Below are 1089 nucleotides of genomic sequence, written 5' to 3'. Positions count from 1 at the left end.
TGGTTAATTTTGCTGCTGGTGATTATGGCAACGATGAGCGATTGTTATGGTTATCGAGCCTTGGAAGATTTTGCTCGTCGTCATCACCAAGCCTTGCTCGAAAACTTAGATTTACCACCAATGGGTTTTCCCTCAGACTCGACGTTTCGGAGGGTAATGATGAGTATTGATTTTACTCAATTAGCCCAAGTTTTGACCAACTGGATTAGGGATGCTGTGCCAACCCAAGAGGGTGATTGGTTAGGAGTTGATGGCAAAAGTATCAAAGGGACAGTGAATAATTATGCTCAAGCTTATCAAGACTTCGTTTCGGTAGTTTCTGTTTTCAGTAGTCGCTGTGGAGTCGCCCTAGCCCTAGAACAATTTCGTAATAAAGAAAGTAGTGAAATTGACGTTGTGCAGTTGCTTTTAGCCAATTTAGGGATAGAAGGAGTAATATTGAGCTTTGATGCTTTACACTGTCAAAAAAAACTGTAAAACTAATTGTCGAAAGTGGAAACGACTATGTGATTGCTGCGAAAGGTAATCAAAAAAATCTCTACAAACAAATCAAACTCAACACTCAAAAAACTCAACCCATAAGTGTTGACATAAGCAGGGAAAAAAGAAGTGACCGTCTCACCACTAGAACTGTATCTGTTTTTGATGACCTCAGAGGCATAAGTGACGAGTGGATTGGTCTAGCATGTCTGGTAAAAGTAGAACGCATCGGTACAAGAGCAGGTAAGCCCTACCAACAACTTGCTTATTATATTAGTAGTAAATGCCTCGATGCCGCACAATTTGCCCAAGGCATTCGTGGTCATTGGGGAATTGAAAATCGTTTACATTGGGTTAAGGACGTGGTACTTGATGAGGATAGTTCTAGGATACAATTTGGTAATGCTCCTGCCAATCTCTCAATGATCCGTAGTTTAGTCATCGCTATCTTACGCTACCACGGTTATTCTTCTATCACCACGGCACTCCGGTCGATTGCTCATGATCTCGAGAAGATTTTGCTGTTGATTGGAACGCAAAAGGTCGTGTCGTAGCCATTTGACGGTGTGCCAAAGCAATCCCTGTCTCACTTATAGCTATGACTTATAG

1 pseudogene is annotated in these 1089 nt (G+C 41.7%); it reads left to right on the top strand.

The window, feature by feature from the left end:
- Positions 1-9: 9 nt before the first annotated feature.
- Positions 10-1034 (top strand): annotated as a pseudogene (locus F6K53_RS46385) (ISAs1 family transposase).
- Positions 1035-1089 lie beyond the last annotated feature (55 nt).

This window comes from Moorena sp. SIO4A1 (assembly GCF_010672065.1).
Classification (GTDB): Bacteria; Cyanobacteriota; Cyanobacteriia; order Cyanobacteriales; family Coleofasciculaceae; genus Moorena.
This window is presented reverse-complemented; position numbering and strand designations above follow the sequence as displayed.